The following is an 18,919-nucleotide window of genomic DNA, read 5'->3' on the forward strand; positions in this document are numbered from 1 at the left end:
TCCTCGGAGCAGGAGGTGACGAAAGATCGTCGGGCGGCTTCCGCTAGATCGTCGGGCGGCTGCCACTACTGGGCTGAGCCGGCGCTGTTGGGAGGTGAGTCGGAGCGAGTGACGGGAATCGAACCCGCGCCATCTGCTTGGGAAGCAGAAGTTCTACCATTGAACTACACTCGCGCGGCGCCGCTCGGGCGCACCAGGACATCGTAGCAAGGCCCGGAGCCGGCCCATGCCCCGGGGTCGCGCCACGCCCTAGGATCGCAGCGTGCTCCTCTCCGACCGCGACATCTCGCTCGAACTCGCCTCCGGCCGCGTGGGGCTCGCCCCGCACGATCCGTCGATGCTGCAGCCGTCGTCCGTCGATGTGCGCCTCGACCGCTTCTTCCGGCTGTTCGACAACCACCGCTACCCGTACATCGATCCGGCCGAGGACCAGCCCGAGCTGACCCGCCTGGTCGAGACGCCGCAGGGCGAGCCGTTCATCCTCCACCCGGGAGAGTTCGTGCTCGGCTCGACCTACGAGGAGGTGTCGCTGCCGGACGACATCGCGGCGCGCCTCGAGGGCAAGAGCTCTCTCGGACGGCTCGGGCTGCTGACCCACTCGACCGCCGGATTCATCGATCCGGGCTTCACCGGCCACGTCACCCTCGAGCTCAGCAACGTCGCGACGCTCCCCATCACGCTCTGGCCGGGGATGAAGATCGGCCAGATGTGCTTCTTCCGCCTCAGCTCGCCCGCCGAGAAGCCCTACGGCTCGGCGGAGTACAGCTCGCGGTACCAGGGCCAGCGCGGTCCGACCGCGTCGCGCTCGGCGCTCGGCTTCCACCGCACGGACGTCTACACCGACTGACGCCGGCGCAGGGATCAGGGCGCGGGGGTCAGCCCAGCAGGCGGGGGAGCTGCAGCACGAGCCAGGGGGAGAACGCCCAGGGGGTCGAGCGGACGGCGGCGAGCGTCGCCTCGGCGTCGACCCACTCGTAGTCCATGACCTCGTCGAGGCGCGGATCGAGGGCGTCGCGGCTCGACAGCGTCGCCGTGTAGACGGGGCAGATCTCGTTCTCGACGACGCCGGACGCGTCGACCGCGCGGTAGCGGAAGTCCGGCAGGGCGACCTCCAGCGTGGCCAGCCGGGCGCCGAGCTCGCGCTCGGCCCGGCGGACGACGGCGTCCTCGATCCGCTCGCCCGGGGCGGGGTGCCCGCAGAAGGAGTTGGTCCAGACGCCCGGCCAGGTGCGCTTCTCGAGTGCGCGGCGGGTCACCAGAAGCGCGCCGTCCGGGGAGAAGACGTGGCAGGAGAACGCGAGGTGCAGGGGAGTGGCCGTGTCGTGCACGGTCGCCTTGTCGGCGACCCCCACGGCGTTCCCGGCCTCGTCGAGGAGGACCACCTGCTCGATCCGGTCCGTCTGCACAGTGGCGGCTGGCGAAGTCATACCCGCAAGTCAAGCACGCCGCAACACATCAGCCGGCTTATCGTCCTGGTTCTCCCCTTTGTTAGCCTTCCCATGTGGATACGCGCGACCCCGTGGTTCTGTCCCGGTTGAGGCAGGAGCACGTCGATGCCGTCCTGGACAGGTTCTTCTCGTTGGCGAGGTCCCGGGCGTTGCGTCTCGGACCCCGCTACCTGACCCTCTGGCAGACGCTGGAGGCCAACACCCGCGGCGGCAAGCGCTTCCGCCCGCTGATGGTGATCTCCGCGTACGAGGCCCACGGCGGCCAGGATCCGGAGGCCGCCGCCCATCTCGGCGCGGCGTTCGAGCTGCTGCACACCGCGCTGATCGTGCACGACGACGTGATCGACCGCGACTTCGTGCGCCGCGGCGGCCCGAACGTCTCGGGCAGCTACCGCGACGAGGCGACGACCGCGGGCCTCTCCATCCCGATCGCCGAGCACCGGGGCACCTCGGTGGCCGTGATCGCCGGGGACCTCGCCCTCACCGGCGCCCACCGCCTCGTCGAGGGCGTCGGCGCCTCCGACGGCGTGCGGGCCCGCCTGCTCACCCTGCTCGACGAGGCCGTCTTCGCCTCCGCCGCGGGTGAGCTGGCCGATGTGGACTTCTCCCTCATGCCGGGCATGCCCTCGGTCGACGAGGTGCTCGAGATGGAGCGCCTCAAGACGGCCGTCTACTCGTTCGAGGCGCCGCTGCAGGCCGGAGCGATCCTCGCGGGGGCCTCGGACGCCGCGGTGGACGCGCTCGGCGAGTTCGGCCGCTGGATCGGCATCGCCTACCAGATCGTCGACGACCTGCTCGGCGTCTTCGGCTCGGAGGGGCAGACCGGCAAGACCACGCTGGGCGACCTCCGCGAGGGCAAGCGCACCGTCCTCATCGCCCACGCGGCCGGCACGGACTGCTGGCCCGACATCGAGGCGCTGATCGGCGACGAGCACCTCGCGCCCGAGACCGCGGAGAAGGTGCGCGGCATCCTCGAGGAGTGCGGCGCCCGCAGCTACGCCGAGGGGCTCGCGAACCGGTTCGCCGACCGCGCCTGGGCGGCGCTGGAGACGCCCGCGGTGTCGGAGGCCTTCCGCAACGAGGTCCGCCCGCTCGTGGCCAGCGTGGTCGGGCGCACCCGATGAGCGCTGTCCGCCACGCGCGGATGCGCGCGACGATGCGCTCCGCCCGGCCGTGCCCCCGTACGGTGGCACGATGAGCCGCCAGAGCGAACTGTACGACCGCGTCGCGCACGAGTCGTCCGCGCAGGTGATCCGCCGCTACTCCACCTCCTTCGGGCTGGCCACGCGCCTGCTCTCCCCGGGCGTCCGCGAGCGGGTGGAGGACGTCTACGCCCTCGTGCGCGTCGCCGACGAGATCGTCGACGGCGTCGCCGAGGAGGCCCGTCTCGATCGGGCCGCGGTGGAGGAGTCCCTCGACGCCTTCGAGGCCGAGACGGAGCGCGCGCTCGCCTCCGGCTACAGCTCCAACCTCGTGATCCACGCCTTCGCTCGGACCGCGCGGGCGACCGGATTCGGCACCGAGCTCACCCGGCCGTTCTTCGCGTCGATGCGCGCCGACCTCCGCGAGACCGAGCACACCCCCGAGTCCTTCGAGGCCTACGTCTACGGCTCCGCCGAGGTCGTCGGGCTGATGTGCCTGCACGTGTTCCTCGCGGCGCCGGACGCGGGGCTCGTCTCCGAGGCCGCCCGCGCGCGGCTCGTGGCCGGAGCGCGCCGCCTGGGGGCCGCGTTCCAGAAGGTCAACTTCCTCCGCGATCTCGCCGCCGACGTCGACGGCCTCGGCCGCAGCTACTTCCCCGGAGTCGACCCGCGGGCGTTCTCCGAGCGCGACAAGGCCTCGCTGCTCGCCGACCTCGACGACGACCTCGCCGAGGCCGCAGCCATCGTGGCCGAGCTCCCGCGCTCGAGTCGGCGCGCGGTCCTGCTGGCCCACTCCCTCTTCGCCGCCCTGGCCGACCGGATCCGCGCGACGCCCGCCGAGGAGCTCCTCCGCGCCCGCGTCAGCGTGCCCACGGCCGCCAAGGCGGCGCTCGCGGCCAAGGCGGCCGTGTCGACGCTCGGCCCGCGCCTGGGCCCCGGCCCCGTCCGCGCGACCCGCTCGAGGACCGGCCCGCACCGCGCCGTCGTCATCGGCGGGGGGATCGGCGGACTCGCCTCCGCCGCGCTGCTCGCGCGCGACGGCTACGACGTGACCCTCCTGGAGGCGCGCGAGGCCGTCGGCGGCCGCGCCGGCTCGTGGGAGCACGAGGGCTTCCGCTTCGACACCGGTCCCTCCTGGTACCTGATGCCCGAGGTGTTCGACCACTTCTTCCGCCTCATGGGCACCAGCGCCGAGGAGCGCCTCGACCTCGTCACGCTCGACCCCGGCTACCGGGTCTACAGCGAGGGCGTCGACGAGCCGATCGACGTGCTCGCCGACCTCGAGTCGAACCTCGCGCTCTTCGAGAGCATCGAGCCCGGAGCGGGCGAGCGGATGCGCGCGTACCTCGACTCCGCGCGCGACACCTACGAGATGGCCAAGCGCCGCTTCCTCTACACGAGCTTCTCGTCCTTCCTCCCGCTGCTGCGCCGCGACGTGCTCAGCCGGACCGGGAGGCTCGGCCGCCTGCTGCTCACTCCGCTCGACACGTTCGCGGCGACGGCGGTCACCGACAACCGGCTGCGCCAGATCCTCGGCTACCCGGCCGTCTTCCTCGGCTCCTCGCCGTTCGCCGCGCCGAGCATGTACCACCTGATGAGCCACCTCGACCTCGCCGACGGCGTGCTCTACCCGATGGGCGGATTCACGAAGCTGATCGAGGCGGTCGCCGACGTCGCCGAGGAGGCCGGCGTCACCGTCCGCACGTCCTCGCCCGCGACGCGGATCCTCACCACCCGCTCGCCCCGCGGCCGACGCCGCGGCGCCGAGGTCGTCGGAGTCGAGTTCACGGGCCCCGACGGCACGGAGCGGATCCCCGCCGACCTGGTCGTCAACGCCTCCGACCTCTTCACCACCGAGCAGTCGCTCCTCCCCGAGGAGCTGCGGACCTACCCGCCCGCCTACTGGGAGAAGCGCGAGCCCGGCCCGAGCGCCGTCCTCGTCCTCCTGGGCGTGCGCGGGGAGCTGCCCGAGCTCGAGCACCACACCCTGCTCTTCACGAAGGACTGGCGCGACAACTTCGACAAGATCTTCGGCGAGCACCCGACCGTGCCCGACCCCGCGTCGATCTACGTCTGCCGCCCGAGCGCGACCGACGCGAGCACGGCTCCGGAGGGGCACGAGAACCTGTTCGTGCTCGTGCCGATCCCGGCCGACACCTCGATCGGCCACGGCGGAGTCGACGGCGCGGGCGACGCGCGCGTCGAGGCCATCGCCGACCAGGCCATCGCGCAGATCGCGTCCTGGACCGGCGCGACCGACCTGGCCGAGCGGATCGTCGTCCGCCGCACGATCGGCCCGGCCGACTTCGAGAGCGACCTCGGCGCCTGGCGCGGCTCGATGCTCGGACCGGCCCATGTCCTCTCGCAGAGCGCCTTCTTCCGGGCCGGGAACGTCAGCAGGCACGTCGACGGACTGCTCTTCGCCGGCAGCTCCACGATCCCCGGCATCGGCCTGCCGATGTGCATCATCAGCGCCGAGGTCATGCTCAAGCGCGTGCGCGGCGACGTGTCGACCGAGCCGCTGCCCGTGCGGGAGGCGCCGTCCGCTCCGGTCGCGCCCGTCGCCGTGGGGGAGTAGGCGTGGGGATCCTCTACCTGCTCGCGCTCCTCGTCTCGATCACCGGGATGATCGTGCTCGACCGCCGCTTCCGGCTGTTCTTCTGGGCGGACGCGCGACGCGCGGCGATCGTGCTGCCCGTGGGAGTCGCGTTCTTCCTGGTCTGGGACCTCGTGGGGATCGGCCTGGGTGTCTTCTTCCGCGGAGAGACCTCCTACATGACCGGCCTGCAGATCGCGCCGGAGCTCCCGGTCGAGGAGGTCCTCTTCCTCACCCTGCTCTGCTACCTGACGATGGACGTGCACGGCTTCCTCTCGCAGCGGGTCGCCCGGCGGGCGGAGGCGCGCGCGTGACCTACCTCCTCCTCAACGCCGTGTTCCTCGCGCTGGTGCTGGTGCTGCTGCTGCTCGCGCTGCGCCGACGCGTCCTGCGCCTGCCCGCCGTCCTCGGCACCCTCGCCGTGCTGCTGGTGATGACCGCCGTCTTCGACAACATCATGATCGGAGTGGGCCTGCTGGTCGCCTACGACGACGACCTGATCTCGGGGATCCGGATCGGCGTCGCTCCGATCGAGGACTTCGCCTACGCGATCGCCGCGGCCCTCGCCCTCCCGGCGCTCTGGGTGCTCCTGCCCTCGCGTCGTCGGAGCGAGCCGTGAACCGGCTGCGCGCGCTGTTCGTCTCGAGCCGCCCGCTGAGCTGGGTCAACACCGCCTACCCGTTCGCGGCGGCGTACCTGCTGACCACCCGCGAGATCGACCTCGCCTTCGTGCTCGGCACGATCTACTTCCTCATCCCCTACAACCTCGCGATGTACGGGATCAACGACGTCTTCGACTACGAGTCCGACCTGCGGAACCCCCGCAAGGGCGGCGTCGAGGGCGCCGTGCTCGACCGGAGCGAGCACCGCGCGACGCTGATCGCGGCGGTGGCCACGAACGTGCCGTTCCTGGTGGCGCTCGTGCTGCTCGGGTCACCGGTCTCGTGGCTGGTCCTCGCGATCAGCGTCTTCGCCGTGATCGCCTACAGTGCGCCGGGGCTCCGCTTCAAGGAGCGCCCGTTCGTCGACTCGCTGACCTCGGCGACCCACTTCGTCAGCCCGGCCGTCTACGGGATCGCCCTCGCGGGCACCGTGGTCACCGGACCTCTGGTGGCGCTCCTCGTGGCGTTCTTCCTCTGGGGGATCGCGAGCCACGCCTTCGGCGCGGTGCAGGACATCCTGGCCGACCGCGCGGGCGGCATCGGCTCGATCGCGACCGTGATCGGAGCGAAGGCGACCACGCGCTTCGCCATCGCCGCCTACGTCGCGAGCGGCCTGCTCCTGCTCCTGCTGCCCTGGCCGGGGACCCTCGCGGCGATCCTCGCGGTGCCGTACGCGGTGAGCATCTGGCCGTACCGGTCGCTCGAGGACGCCGAGGCTGAGCGGGCGAACGCGGGCTGGAAGCGCTTCCTCGCGCTGAACTTCCTGACCGGCTTCCTCGTCACGCTCCTGCTGATCGTGTTCTGGATCGCCACGGTCTGATCCGCGGCCGGCGGCGCGCGGGGAGGGGCCTCGCCAGCGTCTCCGCGGGCCGGGCCTCGTCAGTCCCGGCGGGCGGGCGGAGCGAGCCGCGGCTCCGGCACGACGGGGGCGGTGGCCGGCGGGCGGCGCACCGGCAGGAGCAGCACCAGCCCCACGGCGAGGACGAGGACGAGCCCGAGGATGCCCCAGTACTGCACGTTCGCCTCGCCGCTGCCCGAGACGGCCGCGGCGATCGAGACGGCGGCTGCGAAGGCGGCGGGCGCGAGGAACGAGGCCGCCCGCCCGGTGGTCGCGTAGAGGCCGAAGATCTCGCCCTCGCGTCCCTCCGGGATGAGGCGGGCGAGGTAGCTGCGGCTCGCCGACTGCGCCGGGCCGACGAACAGGCACAGCAGCAGGCCGAAGATCCAGAACACCGTGCTCCCCCCGTCGTGCAGGACGAAGACGGCGGTGCCGCAGACGACCAGGCCGATGAGCGAGGCGACGATCACGGCCTTGGGGCCGATGCGGTCGTCGAGCGCGCCGACCGAGATGGTCGCCACTCCGGCCACGACGTTCGCGGCGATGGCGAACAGGATCACCTCGCCGGCGTCGAAGCCGAAGGTGCCCTGCGCCAGCACGCCGCCGAAGGTGAAGACCCCGGTGAGCCCGTCGCGGAACACCGCGCTGGCGATGAGGAAGGCCACGGTGCTGCGGCTCTCGCGCCAGAGGGCGGCGACCTGCGCGAAGAGCGCGCGGTAGGAGGCGATCACGCCGACGCGCTCCGCCCGGCTCGCCTGTGCCGGCGTCTCCGGCACCGCGACCAGCACCGGGAGGGCGAAGACGGCGAACCACACGCCGGCGACCAGGATCGAGACGCGCACGTCGAGGCCGTCGTCCCCCGTCACTCCGAAGAGCCCGACCTCGGGCGAGATGAAGCCGAAGTACACGATCAGCAGCAGGACGATCCCGCCGACGTAGCCCATGCCCCACCCGAAGCCGGAGACGCGGCCGATGGTCGCCCGGGTCGAGACCTGGAGGAGCATCGCGTTGTAGTTGACGCTCGCGAACTCGAAGAAGACCGTGCCGACCGCGAGCAGTCCGAGTCCCAGCCAGAGGAGGGCCGGGTCGGGGCGCACGAGGAACATCAGCAGGATGCAGAGGACGACGACGGCGGAGTGGATCCCCAGCCAGAGCCGGCGGCGCCCGCCGAGGTCGGCCCGGCGGCCGGTGATCGGCGCGATCACGGCGACGACCACGCCGGCGGCGGCGAGGGACCAGCCGAGCGCGGCCGAGACTCCGCTCGAGGTGCCGAAGAGCCCGTCGGTGGTCAGGTAGACGGTGAAGACGAAGGTAGTCACCACCGCGTTGAAGGCCGATCCGCCCCAGTCCCACAGGCCCCAGGCGAGGACGGGCCAGCGGCCGGTGCGCGTCGTCATGGGCCCACCGTAGGGGGAGGAGGTGAACGGCCGGAAGCGGCGGGACCCGCGAGTCTGAGAGTTGAGCCGATGCGACTCAACTTCTTGCCTCCGGACTTGACGCGAGACGACGGATGCGTAAACTTGAGCGTGCGGGGCTCAACTCCCGCAGAGGATTCCGCACCACCCGTCAACTGACCGGCAGCCGCCCGCGCGACGCCGATCGCGAAGGAGAACAACGCATATGTCCCGTGCCGTAGGCATCGACCTGGGAACCACCAACTCTGTCGTGGCCGTCCTCGAGGGAGGCGAGCCCACCGTCATCGCCAACGCCGAGGGCTTCCGCACCACGCCGTCCGTCGTGGCGTTCACCAAGGACGGGGAGGTGCTCGTCGGCGAGACCGCGAAGCGCCAGGCCGTCACCAACGTCGACCGCACCATCGCGTCGGTCAAGCGCCACATGGGCACCGACTGGACCTTCGGCGTCGAGGACAAGAAGTACACCCCGCAGGAGATCTCGGCCCGCATCCTGGGCAAGCTCAAGCGCGACGCGGAGCAGTACCTGGGCGACAAGGTGACCGACGCGGTCATCACCGTCCCGGCCTACTTCAACGACGCCGAGCGCCAGGCGACCAAGGACGCCGGCGAGATCGCCGGCCTCAACGTCCTGCGCATCATCAACGAGCCCACCGCGGCCGCGCTGGCCTACGGCCTCGACAAGGGCAAGGAGGACGAGCTCATCCTCGTCTTCGACCTCGGCGGCGGAACGTTCGACGTCTCCCTCCTCGAGGTGGGCAAGGACGACGACTTCTCGACCATCCAGGTCCGCGCGACCTCGGGCGACAACCGCCTCGGCGGCGACGACTGGGACCAGCGCGTCGTCGACCACCTGGTCAAGCGCTTCAAGGACTCGACCGGCGTCGACGTCTCGAAGGACAAGATCGCTCGTCAGCGCCTCAAGGAGGCCGCGGAGCAGGCGAAGAAGGAGCTCTCCTCGAGCACCTCGACCAGCATCCAGCTGCCCTACCTCTCGCTCACCGAGAACGGTCCGGCGAACCTCGACGAGACGCTCACCCGCGCCAAGTTCGAGGAGCTCACCAGCGACCTGATCGAGCGCACCCGCAAGCCCTTCACCGACGTCATCGCCGAGGCGGGCGTCAAGGTCGAGGACATCGCTCACGTGGTCCTCGTCGGCGGCTCGACCCGCATGCCGGCCGTCGCCGAGCTCGTCAAGAAGCTCACCGGCGGCAAGGAGCCCAACAAGGGCGTCAACCCGGACGAGGTCGTCGCCGTCGGCGCCGCGCTGCAGGCCGGCGTCCTCAAGGGCGAGCGCAAGGACGTCCTCCTGATCGACGTGACCCCGCTCTCGCTGGGCATCGAGACCAAGGGCGGGATCATGACCAAGCTCATCGAGCGCAACACCGCGATCCCGACCAAGAGGTCCGAGACCTTCACCACGGCCGACGACAACCAGCCGTCCGTCGCGATCCAGGTCTTCCAGGGCGAGCGCGAGTTCACCCGCGACAACAAGAACCTGGGCACGTTCGAGCTGACCGGCATCGCGCCGGCCCCGCGCGGCATCCCGCAGGTCGAGGTCACCTTCGACATCGACGCCAACGGCATCGTCCACGTGTCCGCGAAGGACAAGGGCACCGGCAAGGAGCAGTCGATGACGATCACGGGCGGCTCGTCGCTGCCCAAGGACGACATCGACCGCATGGTCCGCGAGGCCGAGGAGCACGCCGCCGAGGACAAGGCCCGCCGCGAGGCGGCCGAGATCCGCAACAACGCCGAGACCCTGGCGTACTCGATCGACAAGCTGATCAAGGACAACGAGGACAAGCTGCCCGAGGACGTCAAGTCCGAGGTGCAGGGAGACGTCGACGCGCTGAAGACCGCGCTCGCCGGCGACGACGACGCGGCCGTCAAGACCGCGTTCGACGCCCTCAACGCCTCGCAGACCAAGATCGGCCAGGCGATCTACTCCCAGGACCAGGCCGCGCAGAGCGCCCCCGCGGACGCTCCGGCCGACGGTGACAAGAAGGACGACGAGGACATCGTCGACGCCGAGGTCATCGACGAGGACGAGCCGAAGGACACGAAGTAGCCATGGCAGCCGAGAACGAGCCCCAGGACCTCCCCGAGGAGCAGCCGGCCACCGGCGGCGAGGCGGGAGCCGAGGCGGCGCAGGACGCCCAGGACCAGGAGGGCCTCATCGAGGCCGAGGGGCCCGACGTCGAGACCAGCCTCTCGGACGCCGACCTCTCGTTCCTCTCGGGACAGTCCAGCGCCGAGACGCTCGCGGCCGAGCACCTCGCCGATCTCCAGCGGGTGACCGCGGAGTACGCGAACTACCGCAAGCGCACCGAGGCCAACCGCCAGGTCGACAAGGAGCGGGCGATCGGCGACGCGGTGAAGGTCATCCTCCCCGTGCTCGACGACCTCGACCGCGCCGAGAAGCACGGCGACCTCGCCGAGGGCGGGCCCTTCACGGCCATCGCGCAGAAGCTGCGCGGCGGAGTGGAGAAGCTCGGCCTGGTGAAGACCGGCGCCGTGGGCGACCTGTTCGACCCGAACATCCACGAGGCGATCTTCCAGCAGCCCACCCCCGGCGCCGAGACCTCCACGGTCGCGGACGTCGTCGAGGCGGGCTACTACCTCGGAGGCTCGCTGCTGCGGGCCGCCAAGGTGGTCGTGGCAGTCCCCGCCGACTGACCCCGCCACCGGCACCACCACCGCGGAGGACCCCGCCCCGCTCGGCAGCACGCTGCCGGACCGGGGCGGGGTCCCTCGCCGCATTCGACACAGGAAGAGGCACATGGCCAGCCAGGATTGGTTCGACAAGGACTTCTACAAGGTCCTCGGCGTGTCCAAGGACGTCTCCGCCGCGGACCTGAAGAAGACCTACCGCAAGCTCGCCCGCCAGTTCCACCCCGACTCCAACCCGGGGGACGCGAAGGCCGAGGCGCGCTTCAAGGAGATCAGCGAGGCGTACACCGTGCTCTCGGACGCCGAGCAGCGCAAGGAGTACGACCAGATCCGCGCCATGGGCGGCGGAGCGCGCTTCACCGCGGGAGGCCAGCCCGGAGGGTTCGACGACGTCTTCGGCGGCATGTTCGGCCAGGGCGGGCGCACCTCCTACAGCACCCAGCAGGGCCCGCCGCCCGGCTTCGAGGACATCCTCGGCGGCATGTTCGGCGGCGGAGGCAGCCGCTTCGGCCAGCCCAGCGGCGGCTACCGCGGCTTCGGCGGCCCGCAGAAGGGCGCCGACGTCACCGCCAGCACCACCATCGACTTCCGCACCGCGACCCGGGGCGACACCGTCCAGCTGCAGACCGGCGACGGGCGCACCCTCTCGGTGCGCATCCCCGCCGGCGTGGCCGACGACCAGAAGATCCGCGTCCGCGGCAAGGGCCGCCCCAGCCCGGACGGCGGCGATCCCGGCGACCTGGTGCTCACCGTCTCGGTGCGCAAGCATCCGGTGTTCGAGCGCGACGGGCTGAACCTGCGCGTGACGGTTCCCGTGACCTTCGTCGAGGCCGTCTTCGGCGCGACGATCGAGGTGCCGACCCTCGGCGGCGAGCCCGTCAAGCTCCGGGTCGCCGCAGGCACCCCGAGCGGCCGCGTCCTGCGCGTCAAGGGCCGCGGCGTCACGACCCCCAAGGGCACGGGCGACCTGCTCGCCGTCCTGCAGGTCGCCGTCCCGAGCCACCTGTCCGCCGCCGCCCGTGAGGCCCTCGAGGCCTACGCCGCCGCCGAGCCGGACGAGGACCCGCGCGAGGACATCCTGGAGAAGGCCCGCTACTAGCACCGGATCGGCGCGACCGGTCGGAGGAGGAGACATGGACGAGAACACGCCCGTCTTCGCGATCGCCGTCGCCGCCGAGCTGGCGGGGATGCACCCGCAGACCCTGCGGCAGTACGACCGGCTCGGGCTCGTGAGCCCGACCCGCACCGCGGGCAAGTCGCGCCGCTACTCGATGCGCGACGTGGTGCAGCTGCGCGAGGTCGCCCGGCTCTCCTCCGAGGGCGTCTCTCTCGAGGGCATCGCGCGCATCCTGCAGCTCGAGAACCAGGTGCAGTCGCTCTCGCAGCGGGTGCGCGAGCTGGAGTCGGCGCTCGCCGATGAGCTCCTGAACCGGCCGGGCCGCCGCGTGTTCGCCGCCGGACTCGAGGGGGACGTGGTCACTCTGCGCCACGGCACGCGCGCGCAGCGCCGGACCGAGCTGGTCGTCTGGCGCCCCGCGCCACGATCAGAGGCCGACGACGACGCCACGCCCTGAACGAGGGGTAGCCTGACCGGGCGCCGCCCCGTCATCGCGGCGCCCGTCCCTCCGCTCGGGGCGGAGAGCAGGAGGACCGCCGTGGACCACGACAGCAGCACCCCGCGCGACGAGCGCGACGCCCGCCGGGAGCAGGCCGCCCAGGAGCAGGCCCCCCAGGAGCAGGCGTCGGACGCCTCGCGACAGGAGCAGGCCCCGGACGCCACGCGCGCGTCCCGCAGGACGCCCGTCGTCCCCGACAACGGGTTCTCCCGCGAGTCCTACGCGATCCACGCCACCCGCAGCGACCTCCCCCTCTTCTCGGATGCGCTGAACGCCGGCCGCGACGACTCCGGCTGGCTGTCGTCGCTCTCGAGCACCCTCGCCGGTCCCACCGGGCCGGTCGGCTCCCCGGACTCGGCCGCCGAGACGGCGCAGGCCGCGCTCGACCGCCGCACCCGCCGTCGGAGCGACGAGTCCGACTCCTGAGCCGCAGCCCCGGCTAGTCGCGCAGGCGCGTGGCGGCCATCCGGGCGTCGACCAGGCGGCCGCCGCTGAGGCGGGCGAGGATCACGGAGCCGAACGGCAGCGCGCGCACGAGGGGCAGGCCCTCGACCCGTTCCTCGTCCGTGTAGCCGAGGAGGACGTACATCCCGACCACGGCGATCGCGGCGATCGTCGCGACCCGCGCCGGGATCTGGTCCATCGTGCCGCCTCCGCCGTCGATCGGCTCGGCGAGCGTGACGCACATGAGGAAGATCGACGCGTAGACCGCCAGGTGCACGTGGGAGCGGCTCCACGGGCGCGCGAGCGCGGCGATCGGCAGGATCCAGAGGGCGTACCAGGGGTGGATGGCGGTCGACGCCGTCACGAACGCGAGCAGCGCACCGGACAGGCGGGCGAGCGGATCGATGGAGCGCCGCGACAGCATGAGGCGCGCAGCGATCAGGCCGGCGAGCCCGAGCGCGAGGATCTTGACCACGGCGATCGCCGCGGCGGGGTCGTGACCGGTGAACTCGACGGCGCGGGAGACCGAGACCGTGACGAACGACATCGGCGCGTACCAGTGCAGGATCGAGCCGGGCACGACCATCGCCGCGACCCAGCCGACCCCGACGCCCGCGAGCAGCCCGACGGCGACCACGAGGCCGAGCGCTCCGGCGCCCGTCCAGAGCCAGCCGCGGGTGCGCTCGCGCCACGTCGCGTCGTGGCGCAGCCACAGGAGCGCGAGCACGGGGAGCGCGATCACGGCGATCGGCTTGATCGCGATCGCTCCGGCCATCAGCACGACGGCGGCGATGCGCCGGTCGGTCTGGGCGTAGTAGAGCGACGCGAGGATGAGCGCCAGCATCACGGAGTCGTTGTGGCCGGCGACGACGAAGAGCACGAGGGTCAGCGGGTTGGCGACGATCGTCCAGGCGGTGAGCGGGACCGAGAGGCCGCGCAGGCGCGCCAGGCGGAGCGCGTAGACGGCCATGACGGCCACGCCTGCGACCGACACGGCGCGGAGCATCGCGATCGAGAGCTCCGGTGCGCCGTAGCCCGCGAACTGCACGGCGGTGCGCTCGATCAGGAGGTAGAGGGGCCCGTAGGGCGTGGGCGTGTCGGCCCAGAGCGGGTCGACGCCGAGGTCGAACCAGCCGGGGAGCGTCGCGACGCCGTGGGTGTAGGGGTCGATGCCCTGGGTCATCAGGCGCCCCTGCGCCACGTAGGAGAACATGTCGTGGCTGAACAGCGGCACCGTCACGAGGAGCGGAGCGGTCCAGGCGAGGGCCGCCACCACGATGGTGCGGACGGAGCCGGGGCCCGCCGCGAGCGCGACCGTGCGCAGGCGGAGCCACGCGATCAGCAGCAGCATCCCGCCGCCCACGACGAGGGCGCCGCTGGACTCGGTGAGCCAGCCCGTGGCGCGGATCGATGCGACGAGAGGCCAGTCGCGGATGGGCGAGCCGGCGGGCAGGTAGCCCACGCCGAGCGAGCCGAGGAGGATCGCGATCGAGCCCAGCAGGCCCGTCGCCAGCGGCGCGGCCCCCATGAAGCGGAGCCGCGGTCGGCGCTGCCGTCCCGTTGCCCGGGCCGTGTCCGGCCGCTCGATCGTCCCCCGTGAAGCCATCGGAGCCACGCTAAAGGATGGGACTCCGAAGTGCATGGACGGCCGGTGAACGGTTGATCAGTCGGCGCTCAGGTTGTACAAGCACCCGCACGCGCACCGATCAGGGCAGGCGCGGCACCGGGGCCGGCTCCGCGAAGCGCAGCTGGTTGCCGAACGGATCGATCACGTCGAGCGCGAAGCCGAACGGCGTGCGGGTGATCCGCGGGTTGAGGTAGGGGTACGCCTTCGCGTCGAGCTCGGCGTGCAGCTCGCGGACTCCGCGGAGGGCGACGTGCACGGCGGCGCCGGGACTGCCGTCGCGGTGGTGCTCGCTGAGGTGCAGGCGGAGCCCCGAGCGCGACACCTGCAGGTAGAGGGGGGCGTCGAGCGCGGCGCGGTGCTCCCAGTCCACCTCGAAGCCGAGGTAGTCGACGTAGAACTCGCCCGCCTTGGCGACCGAGAAGATCCGCAGGATGGGCACGGCCGCCTCCAGCCGGACCGGCTCGAGCCGGTCCGGCTCCTCCGCGCTCGACCGGTCCCGTGCACGCCGTCTCGTCTCCACGCCACGAGGCTAGCCGCCCCGCGGTCGGCCCGGCGCCGGCGGGTCAGTCGACGAGATCGAGAGCGCGCAGCAGCCGGAGGGTCTCGACCCCGGCGGGCGGGCAGCGGCCCGCATCGGAGCCGTCGACCCAGTGCAGCGAGTCGATCTCGCCGCTCGGGCGCGCCTCCCGGTCGAGCTCGGCGGCGAAGACGCTCATGTGGACCTCCCGCCCCTCCGGCTCGCCGTGCGCCTGGGTGCGGACGGTGAACAGGGGCTCGAGGCCGAGCGCGACGGCGCCGAGCTCCTCGCGGGCCTCGCGGGCCGCCGCCTCGATCCCGCTCTCGCCCTCGTCGACCTTGCCGCCGGGGAGGTAGAGGACGTCGCGGCCCCGCGCCGTGACCATCAGGACGCGCCGGTCGCGGAGGACGGCGACGGCGGACACGACGATCGGCGGGAGGGTGCTCATCCGCTCATCATGCCCGCCGCGGGCGGACCGTCGCGGCGCCCCCGCGGCTACCATGGGGGCACACCAGAAGGACGCGCGCAGCCGGCGCGCGCCGGGGCCCCGTGCGCCCGAACAGCTGAGGAGCAACCCGTGGCAGAACCCACCACCCTCGACAAAGTCATCACCCTCGCGCAGCACAGGGGATTCGTCTTCCCCTCGGGTGAGATCTACGGGGGCACCCGCTCCGCGTGGGACTACGGGCCGCTCGGCGTGGAGTTCAAGGAGAACATCAAGCGCCAGTGGTGGAAGACCTTCGTGCAGGGCCGGGGCGACGTCGTCGGCCTGGACTCCGCGGTCATCCTGCCCACGGCGATCTGGCACGCCTCGGGACACGTCGGCGTCTTCTCGGACCCGCTGACCGAGTCGCTGATCACCCACAAGCGCTACCGCGCCGACCACCTCTTCGAGAAGTACGAGGAGGTCAACGGCCACCCGCCCGTGAACGGCCTCGCCGACATCCCGGACCCGGAGCACCCCGACAAGGTCGGCCAGTGGACCGAGATCAAGCAGTTCTCGGGCCTGATGAAGACCTACCTCGGCGTCGTCGACGACGAGTCGGGGCTGCACTACCTGCGTCCCGAGACCGCCCAGGGCATCTTCACCAACTTCGCGAACGTGCTGCAGAGCGCCCGTCGCAAGCCGCCCTTCGGCATCGGCCAGATCGGCAAGGCGTTCCGCAACGAGATCACCCCCGGCAACTTCATCTTCCGCACCCGCGAGTTCGAGCAGATGGAGCTCGAGTTCTTCGTCGAGCCCGGCACGGACGAGGAGTGGCAGGAGACCTGGATGCAGCTCGCCTGGGACTGGTTCGTCGGGCTCGGGATGAACCCCGAGAACATCCGGCAGTACGAGCACCCGAAGGACAAGCTCTCCCACTACTCCAAGCGCACCGTCGACATCGAGTACCGCTTCAGCTTCGCCTCGGGCGAGTGGGGCGAGCTGATGGGAGTCGCGAACCGCACCGACTACGACCTCAAGACGCACATCGAGCACTCGGGCAAGGACCTCTCGTTCTTCGACCAGAACAAGAACGAGCGCTACGTGCCGTTCGTGATCGAGCCGTCGTTCGGCCTCACCCGCGCGCTCATGGCGTTCCTCGTCGACGCCTACGAGGAGCAGGAGCTGCCGCCGAACGCCAAGGGCAAGGTCGAGACGCGGACCGTGCTGCACCTCGACCCGCGCCTGGCGCCGGTGAAGGTGGCCGTGCTGCCGCTCTCGCGCAACGAGGCACTCTCGCCGCTCGCGCGCCGCGTCGCCGACCAGCTGCGCCAGCTCTGGAACGTCGACTTCGACGACTCCGGAGCGATCGGCCGCCGCTACCGCCGCCAGGACGAGATCGGCACCCCGTACTGCGTGACCGTCGACTTCGACTCGCTCGAGGACGACGCCGTGACCGTCCGCGACCGCGACACGATGAAGCAGGAGCGCATCCCGCTCGAGCAGCTCGAGTCGTACCTCTTCACCGGGCTCCGCGGGGCCTGACACTCCTCCCGGGACGCCGCCGACCGGACGGGCCGGCGGCGTCCCGCCGGGCGCGGTCCAGCCGGCCCTGCGGTCAGCGCTCGCGGGCGAGCAGGGCGAAGACGAGGGTCGAGGTCCACTCGCCCTTGCAGAACTCGTCCTCCCGGTGGTGCGCCTCGAGGCGCATCCCGAGGCGCTCGCAGAGGCGGGCGGAGGCGGTGTTCCGAGCGTCGAGCTGCGCGATCACGCGGTGCGCGCCGAGGGTGTCGAACGCGAGGTCGAGCAGCGCCCGGGCGGCCTCGGTCGCGTAGCCGCGCCCCTGCGCCTCCGGGTGCAGCACCCAGCCGATCTCGACCGCCTCCTGCTCGACGGACGTCGCGATGAGGGTGAGGTCGCCGATCATCCGCCCGGCGAGGACGCCCTCCCGGGGGACGATCGCCAGCACGGCCACGTCGCCGTCGGCGGCGAGCCGTGTCGAGGGGAGGCGGCGCTGCAGGTGCGCCCGCGACTCCTCGGGGGTGCGCACCGGCCAGCGGAGGAACCGGACGGCGTCGGCGTCGCCCTGGTAGCGCGCGTGGTCCTCGGCGTCCTCCGGTCCGAGGGGACGCAGGAGCAGGCGCTCGGTGAGCAGCGGCGCGGAGCGCAGCGGCTCCGCGTCGAAGGGGAGCCGGAGGCTCACGCGGTGGCGGCGTCCGCGTCGGGGCGCGCGGCGGCGGCGGGCTCGGCCGGGACCTCGATGCCGAAGAGGGCCTCGAGCCCGGTGAGGTACGCCTCCTGGGCTCCGGCGCGCGCGTAGTCGCGGGCGCGGACGCTCGGGGTGTGCAGCAGGACGCCGGCGAGGTGGCGGAGCGCCTGCTCGGTGCGGCCGTCCTCGTCGCCGCGCGAGCGGGCCCGCTCGATCTCGGCGTCGAGCGCGTCGAACACGTGGGCGCGCAGGGCGACGACGGCCGGAGTGAGGCTCTTCTCGTCGGCGACGTCCGAGAACTTCCGGGCCGCCTTGTCGACGAGCGCGCGCGCCTGCTGCGACGCGTCGAGCACATCGAGAGGCGCGTGCAGGCTGATCGTCTCGAGGTCGAGGAGCTCGACGCCGGCGACCGAGGTGACGTCGGAGGCGACGTTGCGCGGCAGGCCCAGGTCGATCACGAGCTGGCGCTCGCGGGAGAAGCCCTGGAGGCGCCCGGCGGCGAGCAGAGCGGCGTCGAGCACCGGCTCCTGGGTCGTGGTGCAGGTGATGACGATGTCGGCCGAGACCGCCTCGAGCGCGAGATCGGCGGCGGCGATGGGCCGGAGCGAGCGGCGGGCGGCGAAGCCCTCGGCGCGGCCGGAGGGGGAGTGCACGGCGATGTCGACCACTCCGCGGTCGCGCAGGGCCGCGACGGTCGCCCGCGCGTAGCTGCCGGTGCCGACGAGGAGAACGCGGGCGGCCCGCCAGTCGGTGACGCGGCTCGCGGCCAGGTCGAGCGCGAGGCGCACGATCGAGCGGCCGGCGCTGCCGAGGCCGGTGCGGTTCTTGATGCCGCGCGAGGTCTGCGAGGCGCGCTGGAACAGCCGCTCGAGCTCGGAGGAGGTGGTGCCGAGGCGGCGCGCCTCCTCGAGGGACCGGCGGACCTGGCCCGCGATCTCGCCCTCGCCGACCACGACGGACTCGAGCCCGCTGGAGACGGCGAAGAGGTGCTCGGCCACCCGGTCGCCCGAGACGACGTCGACGCTCCCGCGCAGCTCGTCCTGCTCGACGCCGGTCGCGGCGCTGACGGCGGCGGTGGCGGCCTGGACGGCGACGGCCTGCGCGGCGGTCAGCGGCTCCTCGATGTCGAGATAGGCCTCGAAGCGGTTGCAGGTCGCGACGACGACGGCTCCGGAGACGAAGTCGATCCCCTCGGAGAGGGCCGCGGTCACGGCGGAGGAGTCGACGGAGAGCTTCTCGAGGAGATCGAAGCTGGCGTTCTTGTGCGACGCCGTCAGACACAGAAGCACCACGTCAGTCTACCCGCGCTCT

General features: G+C 72.1%; 19 protein-coding genes and 1 tRNA gene. 12 read left to right on the forward strand and 8 right to left on the reverse strand.

Annotation, left to right across the window (positions count from 1 at the left end):
* Positions 1-103: 103 nt before the first annotated feature.
* A tRNA-Gly gene (locus C5B93_RS08160) sits at positions 104-174 on the reverse strand.
* Positions 175-262: 88 nt separating this feature from the next.
* Between C5B93_RS08160 and dcd the strand changes: the two genes are divergently transcribed.
* Positions 263-847 (forward strand): dCTP deaminase, encoded by a 585-nt coding sequence (dcd, locus tag C5B93_RS08165; RefSeq protein ID WP_104246931.1) that lies wholly within the window; start codon positions 263-265, stop codon positions 845-847.
* Positions 848-875: 28 nt separating this feature from the next.
* Here the strand turns inward: dcd and idi are convergent, their stop codons facing one another.
* Positions 876-1,427 carry an isopentenyl-diphosphate Delta-isomerase gene (idi, locus tag C5B93_RS08170; protein ID WP_104222897.1) on the reverse strand — a complete coding sequence of 184 codons (552 nt, stop codon included), beginning with the start codon at positions 1,425-1,427 and terminating at the stop codon, positions 876-878.
* A gap of 170 nt (positions 1,428-1,597) precedes the next feature.
* Here idi and C5B93_RS08175 point away from each other — a divergent pair, with 170 nt between their 5' ends.
* The 5 genes from C5B93_RS08175 (at position 1,598) to C5B93_RS08195 (ending at position 6,668) form a co-directional block, all read left to right on the forward strand.
* On the forward strand, positions 1,598-2,572 hold the full coding sequence (locus tag C5B93_RS08175) for a polyprenyl synthetase family protein (protein ID WP_258068175.1): 975 nt from the start codon (positions 1,598-1,600) through the stop codon (positions 2,570-2,572).
* A gap of 70 nt (positions 2,573-2,642) precedes the next feature.
* Positions 2,643-5,168 carry a phytoene desaturase family protein gene (gene crtI, locus C5B93_RS08180; protein WP_104292256.1) on the forward strand — a complete coding sequence of 842 codons (2,526 nt, stop codon included), beginning with the start codon at positions 2,643-2,645 and terminating at the stop codon, positions 5,166-5,168.
* A gap of 2 nt (positions 5,169-5,170) precedes the next feature.
* Positions 5,171-5,500, forward strand: coding sequence for a lycopene cyclase domain-containing protein (locus C5B93_RS08185; RefSeq protein ID WP_104222894.1), 330 nt, complete (start codon positions 5,171-5,173; stop codon positions 5,498-5,500).
* Entirely contained in the window at positions 5,497-5,805 is a 309-nt protein-coding gene (locus C5B93_RS08190) for a lycopene cyclase domain-containing protein (protein ID WP_104233080.1), read from the forward strand. Before C5B93_RS08185 ends, C5B93_RS08190 begins: the two co-directional genes overlap by 4 nt.
* A complete protein-coding gene (locus C5B93_RS08195; RefSeq protein ID WP_104222892.1) occupies positions 5,802-6,668 on the forward strand; it encodes a prenyltransferase in 867 nt (288 codons plus the stop codon). Before C5B93_RS08190 ends, C5B93_RS08195 begins: the two co-directional genes overlap by 4 nt.
* A gap of 59 nt (positions 6,669-6,727) precedes the next feature.
* On the opposite strand, the gene C5B93_RS08200 is transcribed toward C5B93_RS08195, so the two are convergent.
* The gene (locus C5B93_RS08200) at positions 6,728-8,083 is read right to left on the reverse strand and encodes an MFS transporter (protein ID WP_104233081.1); all 1,356 of its coding nucleotides are present in this window, start codon (positions 8,081-8,083) and stop codon (positions 6,728-6,730) included.
* A gap of 223 nt (positions 8,084-8,306) precedes the next feature.
* Here C5B93_RS08200 and dnaK point away from each other — a divergent pair, with 223 nt between their 5' ends.
* The 5 genes from dnaK to C5B93_RS08225 all read left to right on the forward strand — a co-directional run bounded on the left by dnaK (position 8,307) and on the right by C5B93_RS08225 (position 12,813).
* Positions 8,307-10,169, forward strand: a complete 1,863-nt coding sequence (gene dnaK / locus C5B93_RS08205) for a molecular chaperone DnaK (protein ID WP_104222890.1) — start codon at positions 8,307-8,309, stop codon at positions 10,167-10,169.
* Between the two features lie 2 nt (positions 10,170-10,171).
* Positions 10,172-10,777, forward strand: a complete 606-nt coding sequence (locus C5B93_RS08210) for a nucleotide exchange factor GrpE (RefSeq protein WP_104222889.1) — start codon at positions 10,172-10,174, stop codon at positions 10,775-10,777.
* 103 nt (positions 10,778-10,880) lie between these two features.
* Positions 10,881-11,870 carry a DnaJ C-terminal domain-containing protein gene (locus tag C5B93_RS08215; RefSeq protein ID WP_104222888.1) on the forward strand — a complete coding sequence of 330 codons (990 nt, stop codon included), beginning with the start codon at positions 10,881-10,883 and terminating at the stop codon, positions 11,868-11,870.
* A 34-nt stretch (positions 11,871-11,904) separates the two neighbouring features.
* Complete coding sequence (locus tag C5B93_RS08220) at positions 11,905-12,345, forward strand: heat shock protein transcriptional repressor HspR (protein ID WP_104222887.1); 441 nt, start codon at positions 11,905-11,907, stop codon at positions 12,343-12,345.
* An 81-nt stretch (positions 12,346-12,426) separates the two neighbouring features.
* Complete coding sequence (locus C5B93_RS08225; RefSeq protein WP_104292209.1) at positions 12,427-12,813, forward strand: hypothetical protein; 387 nt, start codon at positions 12,427-12,429, stop codon at positions 12,811-12,813.
* A 13-nt stretch (positions 12,814-12,826) separates the two neighbouring features.
* Here the strand turns inward: C5B93_RS08225 and mptB are convergent, their stop codons facing one another.
* The 3 genes from mptB to C5B93_RS08240 all read right to left on the reverse strand — a co-directional run bounded on the left by mptB (position 12,827) and on the right by C5B93_RS08240 (position 15,423).
* Positions 12,827-14,437, reverse strand: a complete 1,611-nt coding sequence (mptB, locus tag C5B93_RS08230; protein ID WP_146078463.1) for a polyprenol phosphomannose-dependent alpha 1,6 mannosyltransferase MptB — start codon at positions 14,435-14,437, stop codon at positions 12,827-12,829.
* Positions 14,438-14,537: 100 nt separating this feature from the next.
* On the reverse strand, positions 14,538-14,978 hold the full coding sequence (locus tag C5B93_RS08235) for a glyoxalase superfamily protein (RefSeq protein ID WP_208543318.1): 441 nt from the start codon (positions 14,976-14,978) through the stop codon (positions 14,538-14,540).
* 43 nt (positions 14,979-15,021) lie between these two features.
* The gene (locus C5B93_RS08240) at positions 15,022-15,423 is read right to left on the reverse strand and encodes an NUDIX domain-containing protein (RefSeq protein WP_104292211.1); all 402 of its coding nucleotides are present in this window, start codon (positions 15,421-15,423) and stop codon (positions 15,022-15,024) included.
* A gap of 129 nt (positions 15,424-15,552) precedes the next feature.
* On the opposite strand from C5B93_RS08240, the gene C5B93_RS08245 reads away from it, so the two are divergent.
* Positions 15,553-16,944, forward strand: coding sequence for a glycine--tRNA ligase (locus C5B93_RS08245; RefSeq protein ID WP_104226140.1), 1,392 nt, complete (start codon positions 15,553-15,555; stop codon positions 16,942-16,944).
* Between the two features lie 73 nt (positions 16,945-17,017).
* Here C5B93_RS08245 and C5B93_RS08250 read toward each other — a convergent pair whose 3' ends face one another.
* Together C5B93_RS08250 and C5B93_RS08255 are read right to left on the reverse strand one after the other, a co-directional pair.
* A complete protein-coding gene (locus tag C5B93_RS08250; RefSeq protein WP_258059379.1) occupies positions 17,018-17,602 on the reverse strand; it encodes a GNAT family N-acetyltransferase in 585 nt (194 codons plus the stop codon).
* Positions 17,599-18,897 carry a glutamyl-tRNA reductase gene (locus tag C5B93_RS08255; protein WP_104292257.1) on the reverse strand — a complete coding sequence of 433 codons (1,299 nt, stop codon included), beginning with the start codon at positions 18,895-18,897 and terminating at the stop codon, positions 17,599-17,601. Before C5B93_RS08255 ends, C5B93_RS08250 begins: the two co-directional genes overlap by 4 nt.
* Positions 18,898-18,919 lie beyond the last annotated feature (22 nt).

This window comes from Rathayibacter sp. AY1A2, assembly GCF_002930935.1.
Lineage (GTDB): Bacteria > Actinomycetota > Actinomycetes > Actinomycetales > Microbacteriaceae > Rathayibacter.